The organism is Limnohabitans sp. MMS-10A-192 (assembly GCF_003063335.1).
Lineage (GTDB): Bacteria > Pseudomonadota > Gammaproteobacteria > Burkholderiales > Burkholderiaceae_C > Limnohabitans_A.
Genome location: NZ_NERX01000010.1, coordinates 23536 through 48718, shown reverse-complemented (window position 1 = coordinate 48718; position 25183 = coordinate 23536). Strand labels below are relative to the sequence as shown.

28 protein-coding genes and 1 pseudogene are annotated in these 25183 nt (G+C 65.1%); 12 read left to right on the top strand and 17 right to left on the bottom strand.

All coding sequences use genetic code 11. From position 1 onward, the window contains the following. Window positions 1-196: 196 nt before the first annotated feature. Window positions 197-625, bottom strand: a complete 429-nt coding sequence (locus B9Z43_RS16030) for an organic hydroperoxide resistance protein (RefSeq protein ID WP_104801850.1) — start codon at window positions 623-625, stop codon at window positions 197-199. Window positions 626-654: 29 nt separating this feature from the next. Further along, window positions 655-795 carry a hypothetical protein gene (locus tag B9Z43_RS17195; RefSeq protein ID WP_158270138.1) on the bottom strand — a complete coding sequence of 47 codons (141 nt, stop codon included), beginning with the start codon at window positions 793-795 and terminating at the stop codon, window positions 655-657. Between the two features lie 132 nt (window positions 796-927). Here B9Z43_RS17195 and B9Z43_RS16025 point away from each other — a divergent pair, with 132 nt between their 5' ends. Continuing rightward, window positions 928-1836, top strand: a complete 909-nt coding sequence (locus tag B9Z43_RS16025; RefSeq protein ID WP_104801849.1) for a hydrogen peroxide-inducible genes activator — start codon at window positions 928-930, stop codon at window positions 1834-1836. Between the two features lie 662 nt (window positions 1837-2498). Here B9Z43_RS16025 and B9Z43_RS16020 read toward each other — a convergent pair. From B9Z43_RS16020 to B9Z43_RS16010, 3 genes are all read right to left on the bottom strand, one after another. Beyond that, window positions 2499-2801 (bottom strand): addiction module antidote protein, encoded by a 303-nt coding sequence (locus B9Z43_RS16020; RefSeq protein WP_104801853.1) that lies wholly within the window; start codon window positions 2799-2801, stop codon window positions 2499-2501. Between the two features lie 3 nt (window positions 2802-2804). Beyond that, entirely contained in the window at window positions 2805-3101 is a 297-nt protein-coding gene (locus tag B9Z43_RS16015; RefSeq protein ID WP_104801852.1) for a type II toxin-antitoxin system RelE/ParE family toxin, read from the bottom strand. A gap of 633 nt (window positions 3102-3734) precedes the next feature. After that, entirely contained in the window at window positions 3735-4325 is a 591-nt protein-coding gene (locus B9Z43_RS16010; protein ID WP_108326951.1) for a branched-chain amino acid ABC transporter permease, read from the bottom strand. 105 nt (window positions 4326-4430) lie between these two features. Here B9Z43_RS16010 and nadB point away from each other — a divergent pair, with 105 nt between their 5' ends. The 9 genes from nadB to B9Z43_RS15965 all read left to right on the top strand — a co-directional run bounded on the left by nadB (window position 4431) and on the right by B9Z43_RS15965 (window position 13568). Next, window positions 4431-6038: an L-aspartate oxidase gene (gene nadB / locus B9Z43_RS16005; RefSeq protein ID WP_108326950.1), complete on the top strand. Its 1608-nt coding sequence runs from the start codon at window positions 4431-4433 to the stop codon at window positions 6036-6038. Then, the gene (gene queE, locus B9Z43_RS16000; RefSeq protein WP_108326949.1) at window positions 6035-6673 is read left to right on the top strand and encodes a 7-carboxy-7-deazaguanine synthase; all 639 of its coding nucleotides are present in this window, start codon (window positions 6035-6037) and stop codon (window positions 6671-6673) included. Before nadB ends, queE begins: the two co-directional genes overlap by 4 nt. 14 nt (window positions 6674-6687) lie before the next feature. Then, entirely contained in the window at window positions 6688-7056 is a 369-nt protein-coding gene (locus tag B9Z43_RS15995) for a 6-carboxytetrahydropterin synthase (RefSeq protein ID WP_108326948.1), read from the top strand. 60 nt (window positions 7057-7116) lie between these two features. Next, window positions 7117-7497 carry an aspartate 1-decarboxylase gene (gene panD, locus B9Z43_RS15990; RefSeq protein ID WP_108326947.1) on the top strand — a complete coding sequence of 127 codons (381 nt, stop codon included), beginning with the start codon at window positions 7117-7119 and terminating at the stop codon, window positions 7495-7497. 403 nt (window positions 7498-7900) lie between these two features. Beyond that, on the top strand, window positions 7901-9292 hold the full coding sequence (gene bioA / locus B9Z43_RS15985) for an adenosylmethionine--8-amino-7-oxononanoate transaminase (RefSeq protein ID WP_108326946.1): 1392 nt from the start codon (window positions 7901-7903) through the stop codon (window positions 9290-9292). Beyond that, window positions 9258-10475: an 8-amino-7-oxononanoate synthase gene (bioF, locus tag B9Z43_RS15980; RefSeq protein WP_108326945.1), complete on the top strand. Its 1218-nt coding sequence runs from the start codon at window positions 9258-9260 to the stop codon at window positions 10473-10475. Before bioA ends, bioF begins: the two co-directional genes overlap by 35 nt. Then, window positions 10472-11260: a dethiobiotin synthase gene (gene bioD / locus B9Z43_RS15975; protein WP_108326944.1), complete on the top strand. Its 789-nt coding sequence runs from the start codon at window positions 10472-10474 to the stop codon at window positions 11258-11260. Before bioF ends, bioD begins: the two co-directional genes overlap by 4 nt. A gap of 32 nt (window positions 11261-11292) precedes the next feature. After that, on the top strand, window positions 11293-12333 hold the full coding sequence (gene bioB / locus B9Z43_RS15970) for a biotin synthase BioB (RefSeq protein ID WP_108326943.1): 1041 nt from the start codon (window positions 11293-11295) through the stop codon (window positions 12331-12333). Then, window positions 12330-13568 carry a cytochrome P450 gene (locus tag B9Z43_RS15965; RefSeq protein WP_108326942.1) on the top strand — a complete coding sequence of 413 codons (1239 nt, stop codon included), beginning with the start codon at window positions 12330-12332 and terminating at the stop codon, window positions 13566-13568. The genes bioB and B9Z43_RS15965 overlap by 4 nt, the downstream gene beginning before the upstream one ends. Before the next feature lie 331 nt (window positions 13569-13899). Here the strand turns inward: B9Z43_RS15965 and pabB are convergent, their stop codons facing one another. From pabB to nadC, 4 genes are read right to left on the bottom strand one after another with little or no spacing between them, the layout of a single operon-like run. Next, the gene (pabB, locus tag B9Z43_RS15960) at window positions 13900-15624 is read right to left on the bottom strand and encodes an aminodeoxychorismate synthase component I (protein WP_108326941.1); all 1725 of its coding nucleotides are present in this window, start codon (window positions 15622-15624) and stop codon (window positions 13900-13902) included. Next, a complete protein-coding gene (locus B9Z43_RS15955) occupies window positions 15608-16231 on the bottom strand; it encodes a chorismate lyase (protein WP_158270137.1) in 624 nt (207 codons plus the stop codon). The genes pabB and B9Z43_RS15955 overlap by 17 nt, the downstream gene beginning before the upstream one ends. 13 nt (window positions 16232-16244) lie before the next feature. Further along, a complete protein-coding gene (nadA, locus tag B9Z43_RS15950; protein ID WP_108326940.1) occupies window positions 16245-17351 on the bottom strand; it encodes a quinolinate synthase NadA in 1107 nt (368 codons plus the stop codon). Further along, complete coding sequence (gene nadC / locus B9Z43_RS15945; RefSeq protein ID WP_108326939.1) at window positions 17351-18226, bottom strand: carboxylating nicotinate-nucleotide diphosphorylase; 876 nt, start codon at window positions 18224-18226, stop codon at window positions 17351-17353. The genes nadA and nadC overlap by 1 nt, the downstream gene beginning before the upstream one ends. Window positions 18227-18291: 65 nt before the next feature. Between nadC and panB the strand changes: the two genes are divergently transcribed. Beyond that, window positions 18292-19179: a 3-methyl-2-oxobutanoate hydroxymethyltransferase gene (gene panB / locus B9Z43_RS15940; protein ID WP_108326938.1), complete on the top strand. Its 888-nt coding sequence runs from the start codon at window positions 18292-18294 to the stop codon at window positions 19177-19179. Between the two features lie 31 nt (window positions 19180-19210). Beyond that, the gene (gene panC / locus B9Z43_RS15935; RefSeq protein ID WP_108326937.1) at window positions 19211-20068 is read left to right on the top strand and encodes a pantoate--beta-alanine ligase; all 858 of its coding nucleotides are present in this window, start codon (window positions 19211-19213) and stop codon (window positions 20066-20068) included. Window positions 20069-20142: 74 nt separating this feature from the next. On the opposite strand, the pseudogene B9Z43_RS17285 reads toward panC, so the two are convergent. From B9Z43_RS17285 to narJ, 8 genes and pseudogenes are all read right to left on the bottom strand, one after another. Beyond that, window positions 20143-20277, bottom strand: a pseudogene (locus tag B9Z43_RS17285) (glycerol-3-phosphate dehydrogenase); the annotation flags it as partial. A 184-nt stretch (window positions 20278-20461) separates the two neighbouring features. Continuing rightward, window positions 20462-20599: a hypothetical protein gene (locus B9Z43_RS17185; RefSeq protein WP_158270135.1), complete on the bottom strand. Its 138-nt coding sequence runs from the start codon at window positions 20597-20599 to the stop codon at window positions 20462-20464. Between the two features lie 265 nt (window positions 20600-20864). After that, the gene (locus B9Z43_RS15925) at window positions 20865-21458 is read right to left on the bottom strand and encodes a hemerythrin domain-containing protein (RefSeq protein WP_233250060.1); all 594 of its coding nucleotides are present in this window, start codon (window positions 21456-21458) and stop codon (window positions 20865-20867) included. Then, window positions 21440-22039 (bottom strand): nitroreductase, encoded by a 600-nt coding sequence (locus tag B9Z43_RS15920; RefSeq protein WP_108326935.1) that lies wholly within the window; start codon window positions 22037-22039, stop codon window positions 21440-21442. Before B9Z43_RS15920 ends, B9Z43_RS15925 begins: the two co-directional genes overlap by 19 nt. A 36-nt stretch (window positions 22040-22075) precedes the next feature. Continuing rightward, window positions 22076-22774 carry a carbonic anhydrase gene (locus B9Z43_RS15915; protein ID WP_108326934.1) on the bottom strand — a complete coding sequence of 233 codons (699 nt, stop codon included), beginning with the start codon at window positions 22772-22774 and terminating at the stop codon, window positions 22076-22078. Beyond that, the gene (locus B9Z43_RS15910; protein WP_199222328.1) at window positions 22771-23739 is read right to left on the bottom strand and encodes a peptidylprolyl isomerase; all 969 of its coding nucleotides are present in this window, start codon (window positions 23737-23739) and stop codon (window positions 22771-22773) included. Before B9Z43_RS15910 ends, B9Z43_RS15915 begins: the two co-directional genes overlap by 4 nt. Window positions 23740-23781: 42 nt before the next feature. After that, window positions 23782-24501, bottom strand: a complete 720-nt coding sequence (narI, locus tag B9Z43_RS15905) for a respiratory nitrate reductase subunit gamma (protein ID WP_108326933.1) — start codon at window positions 24499-24501, stop codon at window positions 23782-23784. Beyond that, window positions 24498-25178, bottom strand: a complete 681-nt coding sequence (gene narJ, locus B9Z43_RS15900) for a nitrate reductase molybdenum cofactor assembly chaperone (RefSeq protein WP_108326932.1) — start codon at window positions 25176-25178, stop codon at window positions 24498-24500. The genes narI and narJ overlap by 4 nt, the downstream gene beginning before the upstream one ends. Between the last annotated feature and the right edge of the window lie 5 nt (window positions 25179-25183).

Genomic DNA, 25183 nt, shown 5'->3' with positions numbered 1-25183 from the left:
TAACGCATACCGACAGGCCACAGGCTGGCAGCTGAGGATATCGGCGTCGCAACGGGAACTATCGTTGGCTCAGACCTGCTGGCTGCTACCGGCCAGAAGCGGTCGCCGGCATGCTCGTCCTGGAAGTCCGTTCTGGGGCGAACAGCTACTCAAGGCACGGTACTCCTTGCTCAGTGCACGCCTGAGGATCGGCAGATCACCCTAAGGTCAGATCGACCACGATGTTGCCGCGCGTCGCGTTCGAATACGGGCACACCTGGTGCGCTGTATCCACCAAGTCCTGCGCCACCGCACGGTCCAGCCCCGGCAGGTTGATGGTCATCTGCACGGCAATGCCGAAGCCCTGGGAGATCGGGCCGATGTCCACACTGGCTTCAATGCTGGCATCAGCAGGCACGGCTACCTTCTTCATGCCGGCCACATGCTTGAGTGCGCCCATGAAGCAGGCCGAGTAGCCCGCCGCAAACAGCTGCTCGGGGTTGGTCGCGCCGCCCATGCCACCCAGTTCCTTTGGCGGAGCGAGTTTCACATCAAGCAAGCCGTCGTCGGACACGGCGCGGCCATCGCGGCCTCCGGTCGTACGTGCCTTGGCGGTGTAGAGGACTTTGTCGAGTTTCGTGGTCATGTCATTTCTCCATTTCAGGGGTTAAAAAATCAATTCACGCCAGCAGCGCTGGCAAGCTTTTCTGCAAAGCAGTTTTGTTCGTTGTAGCCTGGCCTGCCAGGGCGAATCATCGATTCGCCCACGAATGCGGCTTCGAGGTTCTGCCAGGTTTTGATTTCAGGACGTGCCATTTTTAAGCTCCTTGGTGGTGAAGATGTGTTGCGATGGGATGAATTGTGGATTTCGGCGATCAATCGGTCCAACGCATAATTTCAACTGAATCAATCTAAAATTCAGATAACAAAGCCCCAAGGAACCCGACCATGGCTGCCCTGCCCTCTCTGAGACAACTGCGCTACCTGCTGGCCCTGGCCGAGCACCTGAACTTCACCCGCGCAGCCGAAGCGAGTTTTGTGAGCCAGTCCACCCTGAGCACGGGACTCAAGGAACTCGAATCCACCCTGGGTGTGCAACTGGTGGAGAGGGACAAACAGACCGTGGCGCTGACGGCGGTAGGCAAAGAGGTGGTGGCCCGTGCGCGGCAGGTGCTGGCTGCTGCCGAAGACCTGAGCGACTTTGCATCGGACGCGTCACGACCCATGCAAGGGCAGCTGCGCCTGGGTGTGATCCCCACCATTGCCCCATTTGTGCTGCCGACTGTCATGCCCGCCCTTCGCGAGAAATTCCCGCAGCTGCAGTTGGCCTTGCGCGAAGACCTGACCGCCCATCTGCTGGAGCGGCTGCGCGACCGCCAGCTGGACTTCGCACTGATCGCACTGCCCTACGACACGGATGACCTGCGCGTGCAACCGCTCTACAAGGACAAGTTCTGGCTGGTGGGACGAGAGCAAGACCCCGCCATCACCGGCAAAGCGATCCAGCTCAGCAGCGCATGGACGAAGCGGTTGCTGCTGCTCGAGGAAGGGCATTGCCTGCGCGACCACGCTCTGCAGGCCTGCCGGACGGCAGAGGTTGCCAGTGTGGACGGAATGGAAGCCACCAGTCTACTGACGCTGGTTCAGATGGTCGCCTCAGGCATGGGCGTGGCCTTACTGCCGGAGATGGCGATCAAGAGCGGCCTTCTTCAAAATCTATCGCTCAAAGCAATGCCTCTGGCAAACCCTGCCCCCAAGCGGGTAATTGCATTGGTGACTCGCGCCACATCCGCCCACTCGGCCGAGTTCGAAGCGATTGCGAAGGTGATGGTTGCTGTCCATCGTAAAAAGAATTAGAAGCCTACCGTTACACAACTGCCGTATCGATGAATTGAAAGGCGGACATGCAGCAAACGCTGCTCACCGACTGCTTGGGGTCGGCTGCTGTCGGTCTAGGACTCGCTGCGAGGGACCGCTATCAGCCTTAAACAGACATCGCCTTAACTGTTGCGAATCGCTGTGCCCATCTGCAAATTGATAATTGCGCAAGCTGGATGGAGTGCATTTGAAAGTTCAAATTGCTCCACCACTCCTGTAAAAAAATGGAATTGTGACAACGCTCGTAAGCCCATGATTTATAAGGAGCCGTGCGTGTGGATGTTGCCCTCTCTCATCCAATGACTTCGGAGAGTAGAGAGCCAAAACAGGGCGTGAAGGGCGAAAAATGCGGGTTTTGTGGGACTCAAAATCCACACGCAAAAACGCGAAACCCCGCCAGGACTGGGCCTTAGCGGGGTGTTCGGTTTTCCATAGAGGGCATCCATGGAAATGCATATGGTGGTGGATGGTTGACCACTCAGGAACTTTCTATTAGCACTCAAGCGTGCCAGAGAGTACTAGGGCGTGAATGCGAGGTAGTGACTTAGCCAACCGATAGATCAGACTTACATCAACGAACTGTACCGACTCAACTTCAAATCCGTTCACCGGAATTGAACCCAAATCCACAACTACCGCACTTAGCCCACATGCAACGGCTGTGCGTGGAGCTTGATTCCCAGCGCAGCCGTGACTTTCAAGATGGTGGCAAAGCTGGGGTTGCCCTCCCCTGACAACGCCTTGTAGAGGCTTTCCCTGCCCAGCCCCGTATCGCGTGAAAGTTGTGACATGCCCTTGGCTCGGGCAATGGTGCCTAGAGCCTTGGCAATAAAGGCCGCATCATCCCCCGCCTCTTGCAGGCATGCCTCCAGATAAAGCGCCATGTCCTCTTCGGTTTTGAGGTGTTCTGCGCTATCCCATTTACGTAGCTTAAGAGCAGTCATCTCTTACTCCTTCAGTTGACGCGCTAGCTCCTGCGCGGTTTGAATATCTTTGGCCTGACTCGACTTGTCTCCTCCGGCCAAAAGGATGACGATTTCCAAACCTCGTAGCGTGAAATACACCCGAAAGCCTGGACCGTGATGAATTCGCATTTCGGAAACGCCGTCACCCACAGATTTATGGTCTCCGAAATTTCCTTCTTCCGCCCGATCAATACGCACCTGAATCCGACGGGCTGCTTGTTTGTCTCGCAAGGAGTCAAACCACCCATCAAAAATTTCGGTCGTATAGATCGTCTTCATGAAACATTGTATCAATTGGGATACATGACTGTCAATCTCATCCAAACGTCAAAACTCGACTCATCGCCATCACATTAAAGGAGTCTTTAATTTACTGACGCACATTCAAGGGCTCTTCAACAAGCCTGCCATCACGAACCTCTCCCCCTGCCCCTCGCATCGAGCGATGTTTCTAGTCCCTCAATTGACTGGAGAACATCCATGACCAAGCTTCGTTGCGCCCACTGTGGCGCTCGTTTCATCCCAGCGCCGCAGGTGCCAAACCAAGCGTATTGCTCAAAGGCCAATTGCCAGAAAGAGCGTAGGCGGCAATGGCACAAAAGCAAGCTTCAATCCGACCCAGACTACCGAGACAACCAGTCTCGTGCGCAGAAGGCCTGGACCGAAAAAAAAATCCGGACTACTGGCGCAAGCACCGTCAAGGCAGGTCAGATTATGGAAATCGCCTGCCCTCTGGGCAAGATTCGAGCGCCCCTGAGCCGAGAAATCCATCCATCAAGATGGAGTCGTCAAATCCATCTCACCCCCTGCGCAAAGCCTTGCCGAACCTGATGCCGTCAAGATGGACGTGTGGATTGTTAAACTTTCCAGTATCCATGAGGGTTCACTTCTTGACTCCCTTCAGCCCCAAGGCTAGCCAAACAAACTATTGGGCTTGAACACCAGGAACACGATCATTCCCACAAAAATCAGCAAATAAGCCAGGCTTCCGGGCAGCAGGTCGTAGCCAATGGCTTCGGCAAAACCCAGCAAGATTCCGACGACGATGGCCCCCGAAGTCACGCCCGCACCGCCGATCATGATCATGATGAAGGCCTTGGTGGAAATGTTGGTGCCCACGCCCGAGGTCACGCCATACACCGTGACCAACAGCGCGCCGGTCAGTCCCGCCAGCGCCATACCAATGGCAAAGCCAAGGGTAGTGGTGGCTTTCACATCTACACCTTGCAAGCGCGCAGCCTCTTTGTCCTGCGCCATCGCCCGCAGGGCGCGGCCCGGCCGGGTGTACTGCACGAACAACAGCAGCGCCACGATGAACACGATGGCCAGCACCGTGACCATGACGTTCGGATAGGTCAGGATCGCCCCACCCTCGGTGATGTCACCGTAGATGAAAGCGCCATCCACCACCGGTGGCACACCGCGCTGCTTTTCGCCAAACAGGGTCAGCGCCAAGTTTTCTCGCAACAAGGCAAAAAACGCAGAGCAGTTAAAATTGTCCACAACCGACTAGGCTAAATTATTTAAAAACCGGTGGCTCAATATTGGTTGCAAATAGTGGCTCACTTTGCGTTGCCATTCAACATCCTTCCTCAATCAAGACCCTTCATGGCTGAAATTTCCCGCTCTTTCGATGTGCTGATTGTCGGCAGCGGCCTGGCGGGCCTCAGCGCGGCCTTGCACCTGGCCGCTACGCACCACGTCGCCGTGATCACAAAGTGCACGCTGGGCGATGGCTCCAGCGCCTGGGCCCAGGGCGGCATCGCCGCCGTGCTCGCCGAGGGCGACAGCTTCGAGGCGCACGTGGAGGACACACTGGTCGCGGGCGCCGGCCTCTGCGACGCGGCCGCCACGCGCTTCGTCGTCGAGCATGCGCCCGAAAGCATCGTCTGGCTGCAAGAACTCGGCGTGCCGTTCTCGCGCGAGGACGGTCAGCTGCACCTCACGCGCGAAGGCGGCCACAGCCAGCGCCGCATCGTGCACGTGACCGATGCCACTGGTGCGGCAGTGCAGCGCACACTGATCGAGCGCGTGCGCCAGTCGCCGAACATCACGCTGCTGGAAAACCACACGCTGGTGGACCTGATCACCGGCCGAAAGCTCGGTCTGGCGCACGACGAGTGCCTGGGCCTTTACGCGCTGGACGAAGCGACCGACCGGGTGATCACCTTCCGCGCGCCCCACACCATCCTGGCCACCGGCGGCGCGGGCAAGGTCTACCTCTACACCACCAACCCCGACACCGCCACCGGCGACGGCATCGCAGCCGCCTGGCGCGCCGGTTGTCAGGTGGCCAACATGGAGTTCATCCAGTTCCACCCGACCTGCCTGTACCACCCGCACGCCAAGTCCTTCCTCATCTCCGAGGCGGTGCGCGGTGAGGGCGGGCGGCTGCTGCTACCCGAATCGGCCGGGGGCGCGCGCTTCATGCCGCAGCACGACGCGCGCGCCGAGCTGGCCCCGCGTGACGTCGTGGCCCGCGCCATCGACTTCGAAATGAAGAAGCACGGTCTGGACTGCATCTACCTCGACATCTCGCACCAGCCAGCCGCCTTCATCCGGGAACATTTCCCCAACATCCATGCGCGCTGCCTGGAACTGGGCATCGACATCACGAACCAGCCGATTCCCGTGGTGCCAGCCGCGCACTACACCTGCGGCGGCGTGCTGGCCGACCTGGCCGGCCGAACCACCCTGCCCGGCCTGTATGCGATCGGCGAGACCAGCTGCACCGGCCTGCACGGCGCCAACCGGCTAGCCAGCAATTCACTGGTCGAATGCATGGTTTTCGCGCGCGCGGCGGCGCAAGACATCGCGCAATCACCGCGCGCCGCCCCGCCCGCCCTGCCCGACTGGGACGATAGCCGCGTCACCGACGCCGATGAGACCGCGGTGATTTCGCACAACTGGGACGAACTGCGCCGCTTCATGTGGGACTACGTTGGCATCGTGCGCACCAACAAGCGCCTGGAGCGCGCGGCGCACCGCATCGCGTTGCTGCAGCAGGAAATCGACGAGTACTACAGCGCCTTTCACGTCACGCGCGACCTGCTGGAACTGCGCAACCTGGTGCAGGTGGCCGACCTGATCGTGCGCTCCGCCCAGGCCCGCCACGAAAGCCGCGGCCTGCACTTCAGCCGAGACTACCCGGCGCAGCTGCCGCAGGCGGTCAACACGGTGCTGACGCCCTCGGGTCCCGGCATGGAGGGCGCATGACTTACAGCGTCAAGGAAATCTTCTACACCCTGCAGGGCGAAGGCGCGCAGACCGGCATGCCCGCCGTGTTCTGCCGCTTTGCCGGCTGCAACCTCTGGAGCGGCCGCGAGGAGGACCGCGCCGACGCCGTCTGCCGCTTCTGCGACACCGACTTCGTCGGCACCGACGGCACGCTGGGCGGCAAGTTCGCGCAGGCCGACGAACTGGCGGCACTGATCGCGGCGCAGTGGCCGGCCGGCGATGATGCTCACCGCCTGACGGTGCTGACCGGTGGCGAACCGCTGCTGCAGGTGGACGAGGCCTTGGTCGACGCGCTGCACGCGCGCGGTTTCCGCATTGCCGTGGAAACCAATGGCACGGTCGCCGCGCCACCCGGCATCGACTGGCTCTGCGTGAGCCCCAAGGCCAGCGCGCCCTGGGTGCAGCGTCAAGGCCAAGAGCTCAAGCTGGTCTGGCCCCAGCCGGGCCTGGACCTGCAGGCCATCGCCCGCACCGGACAATTCACCCACCGCTTCCTGCAGCCCATGGACGGACCCGCCCAGGCCGCCAACACCGCCACCTGCATCGCCGCCTGCCTGCGCGACCCAGTCTGGCGGCTGAGCCTGCAAACCCACAAGATCAGCGGCATCCGCTGAAAGCCGAGAGACTCATGTTGTTCACCGTCAGCCAACGCTTTTTCTTCGATGCGGCCCACACCCTGAAACGCGAGATCGAGGCCGAAGGCAGCCGCCGCATCCATGGCCACACCTACCACGCCGAGGTCTGGCTGGCCGGCCCGCGCAACCCGGACACCGGCATGGTGATCGACCTGGGCCTGCTGCGCCGGCGCCTGGACGAGGTGCGCGAACTGCTGGACCACCACATGCTCGACGAGGTGCCCGGCCTGGGCGCGCCGACGCTGGAAAACCTCTGCCTGTTCATCGCCAACGAGATGCCCGATTTTAGCCCCCGCCTGTCCCGCGTGCGCGTCTGGCGCGAGGCGCTGGGCGACGCCTGCACGCTGGAGCTCAAGCCCTGAGTCCGACGCGCCAGGCGTTGCCGCCCTGTTCCGTCCACTTTTTGATTCCGAGGAAACCCCATGTTCCGCACCCTGCTCAAGTCCAAGATCCACCGCGTTGCCGTGACCCAGTGCGAGCTGCATTACGAAGGTTCCTGCGCCATTGATGAAGACCTGCTGGACGCCGCCGACATCGCCGAAAATGAACAGATCCACATCTGGAACATCGACAACGGCGAGCGCTTCGTCACTTACGCCATTCGGGGGGAACGCGGCTCCGGCATGATTTCCGTCAACGGCTCGGCCGCGCGCCGCGCCGCCGTGGGCGACCTGATCATCATTGCGGCTTTCGCCCAGGTGCACAACGACCAGCTTGCCGGCCATGAACCCCAGCTGGTGTTCGTCGACGACAAGAACCGGCAGACCGAGCTGCGCCACAAGGTGCCGACCCAGCACCTTTGATGGCGCGCGAAGGTGGCCAGCCCGCCGCTTCACACGCCTCATCGACGGCTGACTCATGCGTTCGCCAGCGCCTGGCAGATCGGCGTGGGAGAAGGACCTTCTCGGAAAAGAAGTAAAGGGTTGCCGAACCTCGGCACCGCATCGCGCGCGGGCGGTGCCGTGATAACGCTGCGGATTCATTCAATGTGATCTATAATAATTAATTAAGATTACCCGCAAGCCAGCCCGAATCACTGTTGCTGAGGAGATTCAGTAAAATGGATTACACCTCTGCCGCATGCGAAGGCCACATCGCATCGCCGGCCCAGGCCACTGTGCCGCCGCTCGGGCTTCCGTCGGTCACAGAAACGCCCGCACCCGTGCCTGGATGCGAGCCCTTGCCAACCCCCTCACTTAGCGAGTCATGCGCCACGCCTCTTCCGACCTGCAACAGCGCAGCCTGACTCATATCTGGCATCCCTGCACGCAGATGCAGCGCGCGGCCCAGATGCCGCCATTGCCTATCGTGCGTGGCCAGGGCCCCTGGCTGTTCGACGACCAGGGCAGCCGCTATTTCGACGCCATCAGCTCCTGGTGGGTCAACCTGTTCGGCCACGACGATGCACGCATCAACGCGGCGATCAAGGACCAGCTAGACACCCTGCCGCACGTGATGCTGGCCGGCTGCACCCACAAGCCGGCGGTCGAACTGGCCGAGCGCCTGTCGGCACGGACCGGCAGCGTGCTCGGCCATTGCTTCTTCGCCAGCGACGGCGCCTCGGCGGTCGAGATCGCGCTGAAGATGAGCTTCCACTGCTGGCGCAACCGCGGCCGGCCGGCCAAGCAGGAGTTCGTCTGCCTGCGCCAGGGCTATCACGGCGAAACCCTGGGCGCACTGGCGGTCACCGACGTCCAGGTGTTCCGCGACGCCTACGATCCGCTGCTGATGCGCGCGCACCAGGTCATGTCGCCAGACGCGCGCCAGGCCGCGCCCGGCGAGTCCGCCGCCGACGTGGCGCAGCGTGCCGCAGCGGACCTGCAGGCACTGTTCGAAGCGCGCCACGAGCACATAGCCGCCCTGATCCTCGAGCCGCTGGTGCAGGGCGCCACGGGCATGGCCATGCACGACCCCGCCTACCTGCGCACCGCGCGCGCACTGTGCGACCAGTACCAGGTGCACCTGATCGCCGACGAGATCGCGGTTGGCTGCGGCCGCACCGGGACCTTCTTTGCCTTTGAGCAGGCCGCGCTGCCGGGAGAATCTCCGATCTGGCCCGACCTGGTCTGCCTGTCCAAGGGCATCAGCGGCGGCTACCTGCCGCTGTCGCTGGTGCTCTCGCGCGACAGCATCTACGAAGCCTTCCTCGACGACGACGTGGCGCGTGGCTTCCTGCATTCCCACTCCTACACCGGCAATGCGCTGGCCTGCCGCGCGGCACTCGCGGTGCTCGACCGCTTCGAGGAGGAGCAGGTACTGCAGCGCAATCGTGAACGCGCCGCCATGCTCACGGCCGCGCTCGCGCCGCTGCAAGCCGACCCGCGCATCGAGCATTTCCGCCAGCGCGGCATGATCTGGGCCTTCGACGTGCGCGAGCCCTTCGCGGGCCCGCGCTTTGCCGAGCGCTTCCATCTGGCCGGCCGCGAACGCGAGCTGATGATCCGACCGATCGGCCGCACGGTCTACCTGATGCCGCCCTATGTGCTCGACGACGAACTGTCAGCCTGGCTGGCCGGGCGCGTGATGGCCACACTCGACGACGTGCTGAACCAGCGCCGCTCCGATGCTGATAGACCACCTGAACCGCCAACTGCGTGAGCGCGAAGCGCAGGCGCTGCGGCGCCAGCGGCGTATCGCCGAATCGCCCTGCGCGCCGCACCAGCGCGTCAGCGTGGGTGACGCACCGGCGCGCGAGCTGCTCGCGTTCTGCAGCAACGACTACCTGGGCCTGGCGAACCACCCGGCGCTGATCGAGGCGCTGGCCGAGGGCGCGCGGCGCCATGGTGCGGGCAGCGGCGCCTCGCACCTGATCAGCGGCCACTCGCGCGCCCATGCCGCGCTCGAAGACGACCTGGCCGCCTGGCTGGCGCCGTCCATTCCGGGCGCGCGGGCGCTGAGCTTCTGCACCGGCTACATGGCCAACCTGGCGCTGCTCACCGCGCTGGGCGACGCCAGCGCCACGATCTTTGCCGACAAGCTCAACCACGCCTCGCTGATCGACGGCGCCCTGCTGGCCAAGGCGGCCATGCAGCGCTACGCCCACGGCAATCTCGCGGTGCTGGCGCGCCAGCTCGAACGCTGCACCACGCCGGTCAAGCTGATCGTGACCGACGCCGTGTTCAGCATGGATGGCGACCTGGCCGACCTGCCCGGGCTGCTCGCCCTGGCCGAACGCCATGATGCCTGGCTGATCGTGGACGACGCGCACGGCTTCGGCGTGCTCGGGCCGCAAGGCCGCGGCAGCCTGGCGCACTTTGGCCTGCGCAGCGAGCGCCTGATCGTCATGGGCACGCTCGGCAAGGCCGCCGGCCTGGGCGGCGCCTTTGTGGCCGCGCACCCCACCATCATCGACTGGCTGGTCCAGGCGGCGCGCGCCTACATCTACACGACGGCAGCACCGCCGGCCGTGGCCCATGGCTTGCGCGAAAGCCTGCGGCTGATCGGCGGCGAGGAAGGTGACCGGCGCCGTGCGAATTTGCAGCAGCGTATCGCGCAATTGCGCAGTGGACTCACCGCGCTGACCGAAGCGCACCCCGCGCTCGGCTGGCACCTGGCCGACTCGGCCACCGCGATACAGCCGCTGATCGTCGGCGACAACGCCGCCGCGATGGCGCTGGCCGCCGCGCTTGACGCGCAAGGCCTGTGGGTGCCGGCGATCCGCCCGCCCACCGTACCGGTTGGAACAGCGCGGCTGCGCATCACGCTCAGTGCCACGCACAGCGCGGACGACGTGCAGCGCCTGGTCCAGGGCCTGGCCCACGCTGCGAAGGACCTCGCATGAGCGCCGCGCCGGGCCGTCCCCAAGCAAGCTCGCACCGCAGTGCGCAGCACGAAGGTACTCCAGTGAGCCTCTCGCCAAGGCCGCGCGGCTGCTTCGTCACCGGCACCGACACCGAGGTCGGCAAGACCCGCATCAGCGCGGCGCTGCTGCACTGGTGCGCCCGGCAGGGCTGGCGCAGCGCCGGGTTCAAGCCGGTGGCGGCCGGCACCGAGCTGGTCGACGGCGTGCGCGTCAACGACGACGTGCGCACCCTGCGCCTGGCCAGTTCGCTCGCGCTGACCGACGCCGAGGTCGGTCCCTACCAGTTCGACACCGCCTGCGCGCCGCACATCGCGGCGGCGCTGGAAGGCCGCGCCATCGAGCGCGGCGTGATCCTGCAGGCCGCGAACGACCTGGCGGCGCGCGCCGACGTGCTGGTGGTCGAGGGCGTCGGTGGCTTCTGCGTGCCGCTCGGCCCGGAATGGGACACGGCCGGTCTGGCTGCCGACCTCGGCCTGCCCGTGGTGCTGGTGGTCGGCCTGCGCCTGGGCTGCATCAACCATGCGCTGCTCACCGCCGAAGCGGTGCGCGCGCGCGGACTGCGCCCGGTTGGCTGGATCGGCAACGTCGTTGACGCCAGCATGCCCTGGATCGATGAGAACATCGCCTGTCTGCGCGAACGCCTGTGGCGGCAGCACCAGGCCCCCTGCCTCGGCCTCGTGCCGCGGCTGTCCGCAACCGGCGCGGCTGCCGTGGCCGCGCACCTGGACGACGCGGCGCTGCGCACCGTGTTCGCCGCTCCCTGAAACGTTTCACCCCCTCGCATGAAGGACCTGACATGACCACCTTAGCCACCATCGACATTTCTGGCCTGCGCGCGCGCAGCACCCCGCCCGACAGCCCGGGCGCCGCGGTGCGCTGGCGCGTCGCCGACGTCGAGGCGCTGTTCGCGCTGCCGTTCATGGACCTGCTGCACCAGGCCCAGCAGGTGCACCGCGAGAACTTCGACCCGAACGAAGTGCAGTTGTCCACCTTGCTGTCGATCAAGACCGGCGGCTGCAGCGAGGATTGCGGCTACTGCCCGCAATCGGCCCATTTCGAAACCGGCGTCGAGGCCAGCAAGCTGATGCCGCTGGCCGAGGTCGTGGAGGCTGCGCAGGCCGCCAGGGCCCAGGGCGCGACCCGCTTCTGCATGGGCGCGGCCTGGCGCAGCCCGAAGGAGCGCGACATGGAGAAAGTGACCGAGATGGTGCGCGAGGTCCGGGCCCTGGGCCTGGAGACCTGCATGACGCTGGGCATGCTCGAAGCCGGGCAGGCGCAGGCACTCAAATCGGCCGGACTGGACTACTACAACCACAACCTGGACAGCGCGCCCGAGTTCTACGGCAACATCATCAGCACCCGCAACTACCAGGACCGGCTGGACACGCTGGCCCACGTGCGCGATGCCGGCATCAACGTCTGCTGCGGCGGCATCGTCGGCATGGGCGAGAGCCGGACCGAACGCGCCGGGCTGATCGCTCAGCTCGCCAACCTCGACCCGTACCCCGAGTCGGTGCCGATCAACAACCTGGTCCAGGTCGAAGGCACGCCGCTGGCGGATACCGCGCCGCTCGATCCGTTCGAGTTCGTTCGCACCATCGCGGTGGCCCGCATCGCCATGCCGCGCACCATGGTTCGCCTGTCGGCCGGGCGCGAGCAGATGGACGAGGCCCTGCAGGCGCTATGCTTCGCCGCCGGCGCCAATTCGATCTTCTACGGCGACAAGCTGCTGACCACCAGCAATCCCCAGGCCGAGCGGGACCGCCGGCTGTTCGAGCGCCTGGGCTTGAAGGCGCAGGGTGAGCGGCCCGCGGCGCGCAACGATCAGAGCGAATGAGCGCCGTCCTGACATCGCCGCCCCATCCGCTGGGGCGCCCCATCGTCGACGCCGCGTTTCTGGCCAACCCATATCCGACTTACCAGGCCTTGCGCGAAGCCGGGCCGATCCACTGGAGCGAGGAATTCTTTGGCGGCGCCTGGCTGCTCACGCGCCATGCCGACGTGGAAGGCGTGCTGCGCGATCCGCGCTTTGCGGCCCAGCGCACCGGCGGCTGGGTGAACCAGGCTGCGGCCGAGCGCGGCGCGCTGGCGGGCTTCCAGCAGCTGTTCGCGCGTGCCCTGCTGTTCCTCGACGCGCCCGACCATGGGCGGCTGCGCGCCCTGCTGCAGCCTGCCTTTAGGCCCGAGGCGCTGGCGCGGCTCAGGCCCCAGATCGCGCGCATTGCCGACGAGCTGATCGACGGCCTGGACCATGCCGATGAATTCGACTTCATCGCCCGGCTCGCGCGCCCGCTGCCGGTGCGCGTGATCTCGGCCATCCTGGGCATTGAGGGCGCGGACCGCGCCGAGGTCATGGCTTGGTCGGACGACCTGGCGGCCTTCATCGGCGCGCCCGAGCCCAGCCAGGAACAGGCGCGCCGCGCCCAGGCCAGCCTGCTGGCGATGACGCGCTACTTCCAGGCGCAGCTGGCGGCCAAGCGCGCCGCGCCGGGGGACGACCTGCTGAGCGAGCTGCTCAAAGCGCGCGAGCGCGGCGAGATCCGTGACGATGCCGAGCTGCTGGCCCAATGCGCGATGCTGCTGTTCGCCGGCCACGAGACCACGCGCAACCTGCTGGGCAACGGCCTGTTCGCGCTCTTGAGCCACCCCGAGCAATGGGCGGGGCTGCGGCAGGACCCGGCGGGGGTGCCGGGCGCGGTGCGCGAGCTGCTGCGCTACGACAGCCCGGTGCAGTACACGGGAAGGCGCGTCACGACGGACCTGATGCTGCACGGCCAGCGGCTGCGCCGCGGCGACTTGGTGCTGGCCCTGATCGGCTCGGCCAACCGTGACCCGGCGCGCCACGCCCTGGCCGAGGCGCTCGACATCACGCGGGCCGACCCGGGCGCGCTGTCCTTCGGCTCAGGCGTCCATGTCTGCCTGGGCGCGGCGCTCACGCGGCTGGAGGCCGAGGTGGTGCTCGGCCGCCTGCTCGTGCGCTGGCCTGACCTGCAACTGGCCAGCACCCAGCCGCAGTGGTGCGCGAACCCCGCCTACCGTGGCCTCGCGGCGCTGCCGCTACGGCGCGCCTGATACCGACTTGCGAGCAGAGGTACAAAAAGAGGTCCCTGCCTGCGTTAAGGGAGGCGGGGACGGCGGGCGAACGGCTCCGTTCATGTCCCCCGACGAGGGCGTACCGCCCTCGTCTCCTCCTTGACTTCACTGCGCCATTCACCCACCGTCCCCTTCGGGTCCACCACCGCTCTCGCGCCGCTGCTTCGCGCACCACGACGCAGGCCGGAGCGCTGCGGCGCGGTGTCGTGTGCAGTGAAGTCAAGGAGGAGGTGGCGGCCGAAGGCCGGCGCCGGGGGACATGAACGGAACACGGCACCGCGTCGCAGCACGATGAGACGAACCGGTACGTTCAGACCAGCTCCGCTGCCAGCCAGCCGCGCAGGCTGTTGAAGAAGGCCAGGCCGCTCGCGCGCTCAAGGTCCTCGACGCGCACCACCGCCTCGGCGATGCGGCCCTCGCGCAGCCAGCGCTGGCGGCCCACGCCGTCCAGCAGGCCGCTGGCCAGCGGCGGCGTGAGCCAGCGGCCGTCCAGGCACAGGGCGATGTTGCCGCGCGTGCATTCGGTGAGCTCGCCGCGCGTGTTCCACAGCAGGGTGTCGAACACGCCGGGCGCGCTCGGTTCGAAGGCCTCGTAGTGCGCGCGCCGCGTGGTCTTGAAGCGCACGAACTCGCTGTCGGCGGCCTCGAAGGGCCGGTCCGCGAGCTGCAGGCGCACAGGAGCGGGCGTGGCCTGCATGGCGAAAGCCTGGGCCTGCAGCCTGCCCTGGGCGTCGAGCAGCAGCCGCGCTCGCCACAGGCCCTGGGGATGGGCCCGGGCCAGCCGGTCCAAGGCCTGCCGGGCCTGCGCCTCGTCCCAGGGATAGGCGAAATGCGCGGCCGCGCGGGCCATGCGAGCCAGGTGCGCCGGCGCCTCGCGCGGCACGCCGTCCTCGAGCGCCAGGGTCTCGAGCAGCTCGAAGGACTGGCTGGCGCGGTCCAGGAAGGCACGCTTGTGGCGCCACTCCTGCCACTCGCCGTCGGCTGTGGCATCGGCCGTGATGCCGCTGCCGATGCCGCAGCGCAGCCGTCCTTCACGCGCCGCCACGGTGCGGATCGCGACATTGAAGGTGGCCGCTCCGCCGGGCCGGACCACGCCGATCGCGCCGCAGTAGACGCCGCGCGGCTCGGGCTCCAGCGCACGGATCATGCGCATCGCCCGCACCTTGGGCGCGCCGGTCACCGAGCCGCAGGGAAACAGGGCCGCGAACACCTCGGCCAGCGTCGTGCCGGCGCGGGTGCGCGCCTCGACGTCCGAGCTCATCTGCCAGACGCTGGGCAGCGCCTCGAGCCGGAACAGCCGCGGCACGCGCACGGAAAAGGGCTGGGCCACGCGCGACAGGTCGTTGCGGATCAGGTCGACGATCATCACGTTCTCGGCCTGCTCCTTGGCCGAGGCGCGCAGCCGCGCGGCCAGTGCCGCATCGTCTTCGGGCGTGGCGCCGCGCGGGGCCGTGCCCTTCATCGGGCGTACCAGGATGCGCTCCCCGTCCCAGTCGAAGAACAGCTCGGGCGAGACCGACAGCAGCTGCTCGTCGCCGGTGTCGATGAAGGCGGCGTAGCCGCCCGGCTGCGCCCGCCGCAGCGCCATGAACAGATCGCGTGGTGCGCCGCGCAGCACCCCGTGCAGCTGCGCCGTGTAATTGAGCTGGTAGAGCTCGCCGTCGGCGATGGCGCGGTGGATGTCTGCCATGCCTCGGTCGAAAGCGGCCCGCGACAGGCCGCCCTGCCACTGCGCCTCGGCCGTGCCGCCTGCCTCGGCTTCGGGCCAGTGCCGCGGGGCGTCGTGCACGCCGAACCAGGCCAGCGGGCCGTCGGCCTGATGCACTGCCAGCGCCGGGTCAAAGGCCGCCGCGGCCTCGTAGCGCAGGTAGCCGACGCACCAACGGCCCTGCCGGGCCAGCGCATCCACGGCTTCCAGTACGGGGCGCACCTCTTCCATGGCATGGGCCGCCAGCACCCGGCGCGGCGCGCCGAAGGCGCAGCGCAGCGGCGCAGCGCCATCCGCCGGGGCGGCAAAGTCAATCAGCGTTGGCATGGCTCAGCGCATGTGAAGCCGCTGCGGGCCCGGTCGCCCACCCCCGAGCCGTGGCCGGAGAACGGCCACCCGGGCCGGCGCGCCGGCTGATGGCCGGCAGAAACACCTCCTGCACCATCAGCGCCGGGCCGCCCCGGCGCTGGGCGAACAGGGCGCGGCGCATCCAGAGCACGCCCAGACGCGGCTGCGGACTGGCCGGGTAGTTCCGCAGCGCGCGCCCGACCCGGCTGTGCCAGGGCGATGCCGGCGGCAGGCGCAGCGGCGGCAGGACCTCGCGGTGCGCCGGGCGCACGCCGAACAGCAAGTCGGCCAGCGGCCGCGTGCCAAGGCGGCGCAGCGCCCGCCACGGCCCCCGCACCGCGCGTGCGAGCGTGAAGCTGCGCGCGAACACCAGGGGCTGGCCATTGACGTAGAGCAGGACTTCGCGGCCCCAATACCGTTGCGAACGCGCGCGGCTCGAACCAGCACCCTCGTCGGGCAGCAGGCGCAGCCCGCCTTCGCGCAAGGGCCGCACACGGTAGTCCGAACCGAGCGCCGCAAGGTGGCGGCTCAGCGAGCCCGGCGCGGCCAGCCAGCGCCGCAGCGACACGGAATGCGCGGGTTTCACGGACGCGCCGACCTCAGGCGGCGCCGATCCGGGGCACCAGCGCGCCCGCCGGCTGGCCAGCCTTGAGCGCGGCGGTGAAGGCCAGCATGCGGTCGATCGGCACCCGCGCGCGCAGGCCCAGGGCCGGGTCCACGTGCACTTCATTGACGCCGGTCCAGCACATGGGTACACCCGCCAAGCTGTTCATCGCCATCCAGGGGCAGTGCGCGCAGCTCTTGCAGGTGGCGCTGTTGCCGGCCGTGGGCGCTTCGATGAAGGTCTTGCCGGGGTTCAGCGCGCGCAGCTTGTGCATCATGCCGCTGTCGGTGGCGACAATGAATTCCGGTGCGTCCAGCTCATGCGCGGCCTTCAGGATGGCCGAGGTCGAACCCACCGCATCGGCCAGCGCCACCACCTCGGCCGGGCTTTCCGGGTGCACCAGCACCTTGGCTCGGGGGTGTTCCTTCTTCAGGGCTTCCAGCTCAAAGGCCTTGAACTCGTCGTGCACGATGCACGAGCCCTGCCAGAGCACCATGTCGGCGCCGGTTTCGCGCTGGATGTAGGCGCCCAGGTGCTTGTCGGGCGCCCAGAGGATCCTGTGGCCCTTGTCCTTGAGAGCGCGCACGATGTCGAGCGCGCAGCTGGACGTCACCAGCCAGTCGGCGCGCGCCTTCACCGCCGCGCTGGTGTTGGCGTAGACCACGACGGTGCGGTCCGGGTGCGCGTCACAGAACGCGGAAAAATCCTCGTTCGGGCAGCCCAGGTCGAGCGAGCAGGTGGCGTCCAGGTCGGGCATCAGCACGCGCTTTTCGGGGCTCAGGATCTTGGCGGTCTCGCCCATGAAGCGCACGCCGGACACGATCAGGGTCTGCGCCGCGTGGTCGCGGCCGAAACGCGCCATTTCCAGGGAATCGCTGACGATGCCGCCGGTTTCCTCGGCCAAGTCCTGCAGGTCGGGGTGCACGTAGTAGTGCGACACCATGACCGCATTGCGCGCCTTGAGCAACTGCCGGATACGGTCCTTCAGCGCCGCGCGCTCCACCGGCGACGGCTCGGGCGGCACGCGGGCCCAGGCATGGCGGGTCGGGCAGGCCGGCTGCTCGAATTCCACATCGATGACCGGATAGATCACTGCTCCCATCACAACTCCTGAAAACGCATGGAAAAGTCGATCGCCTTCACGTCTTTGGTGAGGGCTCCGATGGAGATGCGGTCGACCCCCGTTTCTGCAAGGGCGCGCAGGCTCTTCAATGTCACGCCACCCGATATTTCCAGTATCGCGCGGCCGGCATTCAGGCGCACAGCCTCATTCAGTCCAGGGATATCCATGTTGTCGAGCAGCACCATGGTCGCGCCGGCTTGAAGCGCCTCGTCGAGCTGGACCAGAGTTTCGACCTCGATCTCCACGAAGGCAGCCTGCGCCGCACCCTCCCTCATTAATTGCGCCGCTGCCTGCAGCACCGGCGCCACACCGCCCGCCGCGGCGATATGGTTTTCCTTGATCAACACCGCGTCGTACAGGCCGATGCGATGGTTGGTGCCGCCACCGGTGCGCACCGCGTACTTTTGCGCCAGCCGCAGACCGGGCAGGGTCTTGCGCGTGTCCACGATACGCGCTCGGGTGCCCTTCACGGCGTCCACATACATGGCCGTGGTGGTCGCCACGCCGCTGAGCAATTGCAGGTAGTTCAGCGCGGTGCGCTCGGCGGTGAGCAGCGCGCGCGCCTGGCCCTCGATCTCCGCCACCACCTGATCCGCCACGCAGCGTTGGCCTTCGGCCACTAGCCAGGTGATGCGCGCCTGCGGGTCCAGCTGGTGCACGGCCTCTTCGAGCCAGGGCGCGCCGCACAGCACGGCGCTTTCGCGCGCAAGGATAAGCGCCCGCGCGCGCCGGACCGGGTCGATCAGGCCGGCGGTCAGATCCCCATTGCCCACATCTTCCTGCAGCGCGCGCGCCGCATCCTGCCGGGCCAGCTCGGCAATGGCTTTTTGCGATTCATCGGTAAAATGTGTCATGAGCCTGAAGCATAGCCGAATCGAATAGACTCCCGACACCGACTGACTTGACTTGCAGCCCCACCATGAACCCCAGCCCAACGGCCCCCGCCAGCGCCACGCCCTACGGCACCCTGCCCCCGGCCTCGCCGCTGCCGCAGCGTCGCCCCGTCAGCCTGCCACGCCTGCAGCAGTTGCGGGAGTCGGGCGAGAAAATCACCATGCTCACAGCCTACGACGCCACCTTCGCCGCCGTGGCCGACGCCGCTGGCGTGGAGTGCCTGCTGGTAGGCGACTCGCTGGGCATGGTCTGCCAGGGCCTGCCCAGCACCGTGGGCGTGACGCTGGAGACCATGCGCTACCATACCGAAAGCGTCTCGCGCGGCCTGCACCGGGTGCAGGGCACGGCCTGGCTGATCGCCGACCTCCCCCACGGCAGCTACGCCGAAAGCCGCGAACAGGCGCTGCGCAGCGCCTGCCAGCTGATGCAGGCCGGTGCCCACATGGTCAAGCTCGAAGGCGGCGGCTGGACCGCGCCTACGGTTAAATTCCTGGTCGAGCGGGGCATCCCGGTCTGCGCCCACCTGGGCCTGACGCCGCAAACGGTGCACGCGCTGGGCGGCTACCGCGTGCAGGGTAAGACTGAAGCGGCGGCGCGCACGCTCAAGCAACATGCCCATGAATTGCAGGACGCCGGCGCCACCATGCTGGTGCTGGAAATGGTGCCGGCGAGGCTGTCGGCCGAACTCACATCCGAGTTGCACCACTGCCACACCATCGGCATCGGAGCCGGCAAGGGCACGGCCGGCCAAGTGCTGGTGCTTCACGACATGCTCGGCATCAACCTGGGGAAGATACCCAAGTTCGTGCATAACTTTATGCAAGATGCCGGCAACGTGAAGGCGGCGATCGAGGCCTATGTCCAGGCCGTCAAGAGCGGCACCTTCCCCGACGACAAGCTGCACGCCTGGTAAGCTCGGCCCGCCGCCCACATCCACACCGATCATGGAAATCGCCCGCACCATCCCAGAATTGCGCCAGCTCCTGTCCGCGCACGCCAAGCCTGCCTTCGTCCCGACCATGGGCAACCTGCACGACGGCCACCTGGCCCTGGTCAAACAGGCCCGGCTGCTGGGCGACGCCACCGTGGTCAGCATCTTCGTGAACCGCCTGCAGTTCCTGCCGCACGAGGACTTCGACAGCTACCCGCGCACTTGGGACGCCGACTGCGCCAAGCTGCAGGCGGCCGGCTGCGACATCGTGTTCGCGCCGCGCGAAACCGACCTGTATCCCGAGCCCCAGACCTTCAAGGTGCACCCGGACCCGGCGTTGGCTGACATCCTGGAGGGTCAGTTCCGACCCGGGTTCTTCACCGGCGTCAGCACCGTCGTGATGAAGCTGTTTTCGGCCGTGTTCAGCGGCCACGCGGCAGGCGTGGCGCTGTTCGGCCAGAAGGACTACCAGCAGCTCATGGTGATCCGCCAGATGGTGCGCCAGTTCACGCTGCCGATCGAGATCGTCGGTGGCCCAACCGGCCGTGCCGCCGACGGCCTGGCGCTGAGTTCACGCAACAGCTATTTGAGCGAGACCGAGCGCGCCGAGGCGGTTCAGCTCTCGCTGGCGCTGCGCACCCTGGCGAGCGATGCGCTGGCCGCGGCGAATGCTCTGCCGGCACAACTGCCAGGCTTGGAGCAGCGCGCCCTGCAGGCCTTGGCCGCGCGAGGCTGGCGGCCCGATTACCTCACGCTACGCCGCCGCGCCGACCTGCAGGCACCGCAAGCCGGAGACACAGGACAGTCGCTGGTGGTGCTGGGTGCAGCGCGGCTGGGCACGACGCGTTTGATCGACAACTTCGAGGTCTGATCTTTGACCGGACGGATCTGCAAGTCCGCAGGTTGCGAGTCCACGGTCTGAGGGTTCAGACTGACTCGCCCCGGGGGCTCGCGACCCATCAGCGCGGCAACCGCTTCGGCCGGCTGCAAATGGCCGTCCAGCAGCGCCACCATGCCTTCTCTGATCGGCATGTCCACGCCCAGGTGACGCGCGCGCTGCACCACGGTGCGAGCGTTGTAGCTGCAATCTCACTGCGGTGCTGGGTAGAGGTCTTTTTGAGGACTTGGATCTCGGCACGGACCTCTTTCTTGGCAAGGCGGCTGATTTCCGTTTTGAGTTGGTTGACAAATATGGACATGTGCAACTCCGGGCTTCAGGGGGTGACTCAAAAAGAAAACGGTCCGAAGGCCGCATTTTCTTAGATCACTTCTTCTTGTTGACCAGCTCGGCAACAAACGCATCGACCACGCGTATCGGGTTGTCTTCGGCGATGAAGTCATCCAGGCACTCCGGCAGCAAAGTCACCTGCTGCCTGTCCTGACCTTCGATGTATCTGGACATATTGACCTCGCTGTTCAATATGTCTACCAACACTACAGAGTTCGACCACTGACGGGGAGAGGGTTTTCACACAGCCTCGGCCAGACTGGGTCACTCGTCATTGACCGTCGCTATGCCAGCTGAGAAACGTCGACCTGGATGAACTGCAGTCCTAAGGGCTCGTTGATCGATCGCGAGCAAATCCAGCGTTTTCCAGCAATCGATACACACAATAAAATGCCGATATCCAAGAACGCTTCAGAATTTCACAATCCATATCAAAAACTCAAGTGCTTGAATGACTTCTGCGGCGCACCATGTCATGCGACATGCCCTCAAGCTGTTCCGGGTTGAGCACCTTGGCAGCAGCCGGATAGACATAAATTTCTTCGTCATTGATATGGTCCTTGTAGACCGCGAAAAATAGCTCCATGTCGACGTTCATCGCATCACTAAAGCCCGTCCAGCTCTGAGCATCTGCATGCACGACAGAATCCAACGCACTGCGTACGCCGACCCAAAGCTTTTCCATTTCCAGATGTTCTTGCTTGAGTCGATAAACCAGAAGGTCCAACCGTCCATTATTCAAAGCCAGAACAGCAGGGAAGACATGGATTTCCTCGTCCAGGTGATGCTGCGGTGCCGCCAAATCGAAATAGCGCATCACATCTTCTGCGGCAGACGCTGCTTGTGCATCCCAACCGTTTTGGGCCAAGTGCTTTCGGAGTTTGGACAGCAAATCCAGCATGCGTTCCACTCGCTCATGGCATGCCGAAAGCATCTCAAAAGGTGCTTCAAAACCTACAGCCGGAGCGCGATGCCCCGGGAAGGCGACACCCACGGGCGTTGAATCGACCATGATCACTTCCCCCAAATGCATGTGAACTTGTGAACATCAGGCCGCGGTTTGAACGGTTTGCGCGAACTCACCGTGCCCAGACTCAAAAAGCAAAGCGCCTGCTCATGCTGCTGCAAACCCAAACCCGATCTGAACGATGCCGCCTTGAGCGCCTTGCCGCTGGTCAGGCCCGACCCATAGCCCATGGCGTTGGCCAGCAGCATGATGTTTTGCACCGCGCAGCCCGCGCTCAGGACACGCTCATGCATGTCAATCTCGGCATCTCCCTTGGCTTCGTCCACGATGAGCAGCATCAGCAAGGGCGCACGCATGGCTTTTTCACGGGCTTGTTCAATCTGCTCCTGAGAAGCACTCGGATCACGTTCAATAAGGGCTTGGGCAAACAACTCACCCAGATCGGCCCTCTTGTGCGCCAGGATGATCAAAAACCGCCAGGGGTTGATCAGGTCATGATCGGGCGCTGAAGCCGCCGCCTCAAACAGCTGCGTTAGTTCTGCCGCATCCGGGCCGGGTGCGACCAGGCGTTTGGGTAGCACGGTCTGGCGCGAGGCCATCAACTGGCTGGCCAAGCGGGTGGCGGTGTCTTTGTCGGTATCACTCATTCAGATATTTTTCCATGGGCTGCTCACACACCGCGTTCAATCCGCAATGATCTGGCCATCATGCTCCACATAAGGCGGGAACGGCCCCGTGCCGCTGTGTGAGGACTGCGATGCTGGCACAAAATCGCCGCGCTGCACATCGAACACATGCACTTCGCCCTCCTCGATCACATAGTGCCAGCCGTGCAGGGTCAAGCGCCCTGCTTGCACCTCGCGCTGCACCATGGGGTAGTCCATCAGACGTTCCAGTTGCAGCACCACCGAGCGCTGTTCAGTGCGCAGCAAGGCCTCGGGGCTGGGCCGCACCGGCAGCAAAGCCTCGTCGGCCAGCTTCAGCCAGCTTTGCAGAGCCTTGGCCTCTTCGGGCGCGCCTTCGTAGGCGGTACGAATCGCCCCGCAGTGGCTGTGACCACACACGATGATGCGCTGTACATGCAATTGCAGCACCGCGAACTCGATGCCCGCCATGGTGCCGTGCAGTCCGTGCGAACCGTCGTAGGGCGGCACCAAGGCACCCACATTGCGCACAATGAACAACTCGCCTGGGCCTGTGCCGGTCAGCAGATACGGCACCAGGCGTGAATCGGAACAACCGATGAACAAGGTTTTGGGGTGCTGCCCCTGTGCCACCAGATCCTGAAACCGCTGCTGGTGCAGCGGAAAATAATCCGCATGAAAGCGCTGCAAACGCAGCAGCAGCTCATCGGAGGTGTCTGGCAGCACCTGCTCGCTCATTGCACCAGGGGCGAGGCATCCCCGTCCAGCTCGATGCCCTCGACCAGGGCCAACCCGACCAGGCGGCGCATGTATTGGCCCAGGGCCGTGGCCCGCGACTGCCATTGCAGGCGCGAAGCGATTTGTGCCTGCAGCTGCTCAAACGCAGGCAAATGACCGAGGTTGACCTCCAGCACATCGACGATGTGAAAACCAAACCGGGTGTGCACCAAACGTGGCCGCAGGCCTGTGCTTTGGCTGGATTCGGCCGAATAAAACAACTCTTTGGCCAATTCAGGCACACAGTCCTGCGGCGTGAGCCAGCCCAGATCGCCGCTCTGCGCACCCGTGGGGCAGTTGGACAACTCGGCGGCCAATTGCTCAAAACGCTCGGGTGCTACCGACTTGTGGCTCAACTCCAGCAAAACCGCTTCGGCGCGTTGCGCCAGCGCAGGCATGTTCACCCCGGGCGTGACGGCAAACAGGATGTGGCGCACCCGCCTGCCCTGCCCGACCATGAATTGCGCCTGGTGCGCGTGGTAGTAGCGCTGCGCTTCTTCGGGCGTGGGCTGGGGCGAAGTCACTTCCTGGTCCAGCATGCGGTCGATCATGGCCTGCTCGTCGGCACTCAGATCGGGGGCGATCAGACCCGCATGGGCAGGCAACAAACCCAGCCGCACGGCCTCTTGGCGCAGCAATTCAGCATGCGCCCGCTCCAGCAGGTCTTCTGCTGACAAGATCTCGCCAGGGGACAGCAAGGCGATGCCGTTGATGGAAGGTGGAGTGGCAGACGCCTCGGCCAGCAAAACATCGTTGGCCGCTTCTGCCTGGACTGCAAACGCCGTCGCAGGCATGGCCGCGGCCGTGCGTTCATAAGCCAAAGATGAAGACGAGGACGTGCTCCCGCAGCCACAAGAACCGCTACCGCATGAACCGGATGCGCCGGCGGTGTCCAGCGGTTTGTCTGTCAATGTGTCAAAAGTCATGTGAAGCCCCTGATGCATGGTTTCAAGAATGTTGGCGTCCAATCAGCCGCGCCCAAACGGAGGCCGTGGCGTCATGCCCACACGGCGGCTGCGTACCACCTGATAAGGGCGCACCACATAAGCCAGCGTGCCAAAGCCACTCCAAACGTGCACCAGCCGCGTGAACGGGAAGATAAAGAAGATGCTCATCCCCAGGAACATGTGGGTCTTGAACACCCAGCTGGCTTCGGTCAGCAACTCCACGGCACCGCCACGGAAGGTGACGATGCGCTGCGCCCATTCGGCCAGCTTGAGCATCATGCTGCCGTCCAAGTGCTGGGCCGACAGCGGGATGGTGGCCAGGCCCAGCGCAAACTGTGCCCACAGCAAGACCAGCAGCACAATGTCGCTGGTTCGGCTGTTGACCCGGATACGCGCGTCAAACAAGCGGCGGTGCAAGAGCAGCGTCACGCCCACAAAACCCAGCACGCCGAACAGGCCACCCGAGACCATGGCCATCCATTGCTTGTCGCCCGCGCTGATGAAGTGTTCATACATGAAATGCGGTGTGAGCATGCCCACGGTGTGCCCGCCAAACAAAAACAACACCCCCACATGGAACAGGTTGCTGCCCCAGCGCAGCTGGCCTCCACGCAGCAATTGCGAGGAATCGCTCTTCCAGGTGTACTGATCGCGGTCAAAACGGATCAGGCTGCCGAGCAAAAACACGCTCAGCGCGATGTAGGGGTAAATGCCAAAGATGAAGTGGTCCAGGTAACTCATGCTGCTACTCCCCGGGTCTGGGTGGTGGTTTTTCTCACGATGTGAATGGGTTGGGCCTCGCCCGGCCGTGCCTGGCCACGTGTGCTGCAGCCGTCAAAGGCTTCGGGCTCTTGCCAGCTCTCGTCCAGCGCTTCGTCGGCCGCGATCTGCACCGCCTGGGCCTTGTGCCCGGCCAGCTCCAGCACGGCGGCCAGCACCACGGCATAAGGGCTTTCGCGTTTGAGCAACGCGCTGAAAATCGCGTTCAGGATGTGCGCCATCTCGCCCAGAAAAGCCTTGGCCACCTCGGGCGTCTGGGTCGATGCGAACTCCAGCACCACGCACAAATGGTCGGGCAACTCGTCGGGCGACAGGAACAAACCCGACTGCTCGTAGGTTTGGGTCAGGTCGATCATGGCCGGGCCCCGGTCACGCGAGTCCCCGTGCACATGCTCGAACAGGTGCAGGCAGGTGGCGCGGCCCCGGTCAAAGGTCTCGACATAACGTGCTTGCAAATCCATGCTGTCCACGCGCAGCAGGTGCGTCACCAAAGTCTGCAGCTCGGCCTGACGCGCAGTGCTCAATGCGCCCTCTTCGGCCAGCGCTGGCAACAGGGCGGGCAGTTGTTCGCGCAGCGCTGCGTCCGGATAAGACAGAAGCAAGGACAAAACGCGCAAGGAATAACGGTTGTTTTTCATGTTAA

Bases quoted from the DNA above. Each gene is read 5' to 3' on its own strand.
- B9Z43_RS15920 (WP_108326935.1), bottom strand. From the start codon at position 22,039: ATGAGTGATACCGACAAAGACACCGCCACCCGCTTGGCCAGCCAGTTG.
- B9Z43_RS15965 (WP_108326942.1), top strand. From the start codon at position 12,330: ATGAGCGCCGTCCTGACATCGCCGCCCCATCCGCTGGGGCGCCCCATC.
- B9Z43_RS16015 (WP_104801852.1), bottom strand. From the start codon at position 3,101: ATGAAGACGATCTATACGACCGAAATTTTTGATGGGTGGTTTGACTCC.
- panB (WP_108326938.1), top strand. From the start codon at position 18,292: ATGAACCCCAGCCCAACGGCCCCCGCCAGCGCCACGCCCTACGGCACC.
- bioF (WP_108326945.1), top strand. From the start codon at position 9,258: ATGCTGATAGACCACCTGAACCGCCAACTGCGTGAGCGCGAAGCGCAG.
- queE (WP_108326949.1), top strand. From the start codon at position 6,035: ATGACTTACAGCGTCAAGGAAATCTTCTACACCCTGCAGGGCGAAGGC.
- B9Z43_RS16030 (WP_104801850.1), bottom strand. From the start codon at position 625: ATGACCACGAAACTCGACAAAGTCCTCTACACCGCCAAGGCACGTACG.
- bioD (WP_108326944.1), top strand. From the start codon at position 10,472: ATGAGCGCCGCGCCGGGCCGTCCCCAAGCAAGCTCGCACCGCAGTGCG.
- bioA (WP_108326946.1), top strand. From the start codon at position 7,901: ATGCGCCACGCCTCTTCCGACCTGCAACAGCGCAGCCTGACTCATATC.
- nadC (WP_108326939.1), bottom strand. From the start codon at position 18,226: ATGACACATTTTACCGATGAATCGCAAAAAGCCATTGCCGAGCTGGCC.
- panD (WP_108326947.1), top strand. From the start codon at position 7,117: ATGTTCCGCACCCTGCTCAAGTCCAAGATCCACCGCGTTGCCGTGACC.
- pabB (WP_108326941.1), bottom strand. From the start codon at position 15,624: ATGCCAACGCTGATTGACTTTGCCGCCCCGGCGGATGGCGCTGCGCCG.
- nadA (WP_108326940.1), bottom strand. From the start codon at position 17,351: ATGGGAGCAGTGATCTATCCGGTCATCGATGTGGAATTCGAGCAGCCG.
- B9Z43_RS15995 (WP_108326948.1), top strand. From the start codon at position 6,688: ATGTTGTTCACCGTCAGCCAACGCTTTTTCTTCGATGCGGCCCACACC.
- B9Z43_RS15910 (WP_199222328.1), bottom strand. From the start codon at position 23,739: ATGACTTTTGACACATTGACAGACAAACCGCTGGACACCGCCGGCGCA.
- B9Z43_RS17185 (WP_158270135.1), bottom strand. From the start codon at position 20,599: ATGTCCAGATACATCGAAGGTCAGGACAGGCAGCAGGTGACTTTGCTG.
- bioB (WP_108326943.1), top strand. From the start codon at position 11,293: ATGACCACCTTAGCCACCATCGACATTTCTGGCCTGCGCGCGCGCAGC.
- panC (WP_108326937.1), top strand. From the start codon at position 19,211: ATGGAAATCGCCCGCACCATCCCAGAATTGCGCCAGCTCCTGTCCGCG.
- B9Z43_RS16025 (WP_104801849.1), top strand. From the start codon at position 928: ATGGCTGCCCTGCCCTCTCTGAGACAACTGCGCTACCTGCTGGCCCTG.
- B9Z43_RS15915 (WP_108326934.1), bottom strand. From the start codon at position 22,774: ATGAGCGAGCAGGTGCTGCCAGACACCTCCGATGAGCTGCTGCTGCGT.
- B9Z43_RS15925 (WP_233250060.1), bottom strand. From the start codon at position 21,458: ATGCATTTGGGGGAAGTGATCATGGTCGATTCAACGCCCGTGGGTGTC.
- narI (WP_108326933.1), bottom strand. From the start codon at position 24,501: ATGAGTTACCTGGACCACTTCATCTTTGGCATTTACCCCTACATCGCG.
- B9Z43_RS17195 (WP_158270138.1), bottom strand. From the start codon at position 795: ATGGCACGTCCTGAAATCAAAACCTGGCAGAACCTCGAAGCCGCATTC.
- narJ (WP_108326932.1), bottom strand. From the start codon at position 25,178: ATGAAAAACAACCGTTATTCCTTGCGCGTTTTGTCCTTGCTTCTGTCT.
- nadB (WP_108326950.1), top strand. From the start codon at position 4,431: ATGGCTGAAATTTCCCGCTCTTTCGATGTGCTGATTGTCGGCAGCGGC.
- B9Z43_RS16020 (WP_104801853.1), bottom strand. From the start codon at position 2,801: ATGACTGCTCTTAAGCTACGTAAATGGGATAGCGCAGAACACCTCAAA.